Annotated in this window: 2 protein-coding genes; both read left to right on the top strand. The window is 44.7% G+C overall.

From position 1 onward, the window contains the following. A partial coding sequence (gene repA / locus FTE26_RS08440; protein WP_272457544.1) for a replication regulatory protein RepA occupies positions 1-196 on the top strand: 196 nt, incomplete at its 5' end. A 106-nt stretch (positions 197-302) separates the two neighbouring features. Next, positions 303-488: a plasmid copy control protein CopA gene (gene copA / locus FTE26_RS20220; RefSeq protein ID WP_012615301.1), complete on the top strand. Its 186-nt coding sequence runs from the start codon at positions 303-305 to the stop codon at positions 486-488. The last annotated feature ends 33 nt before the right edge of the window (positions 489-521 follow it).

The following is a 521-nucleotide window of genomic DNA, read 5'->3' as shown; positions in this document are numbered from 1 at the left end:
GGGGAATCCGCTTTCTGATGCAGAGAAACAAAGATTATCAGTGGCCCGTAAAAGAGCTTCGTTCAAGGAAGTAAAAGTATTTCTTGAACCAAAGTATAAGGCCATGCTCATGCAAATGTGTCATGAAGATGGCCTGACTCAGGCTGAAGTTCTGACCGCACTGATAAAAAGTGAAGCGCAAAAACGATGCATGTGATGATGGGCTTACATTCTTGAGTGTTCAGAAGATTAGTGCTAGATTACTGATCGTTTAAGGAATTTTGTGGCTGGCCACGCCGTAAGGTGGCAAGGAACTGGTTCTGATGTGGATTTACAGGAGCCAGAAAAGCAAAAACCCCGATAATCTTCTTCAACTTTGGCGAGTACGAAAAGATTACCGGGGCCCACTTAAACCGTATAGCCAACAATTCAGCTATGCGGGGAGTATAGTTATATGCCCGGAAAAGTTCAAGACTTCTTTCTGTGCTCGCTCCTTCTGCGCATTGTAAGTGCAGGATGGTGTGACTGATCTTCACCAAACG

It is taken from the genome of Escherichia sp. S10b (assembly GCF_028421345.1).
In the GTDB taxonomy this organism is placed as follows: Bacteria; Pseudomonadota; Gammaproteobacteria; order Enterobacterales; family Enterobacteriaceae; genus ECMA0423.
Note: the sequence above shows the minus strand (reverse complement) of the source record. Positions and strands in the feature narration are given on the sequence as shown.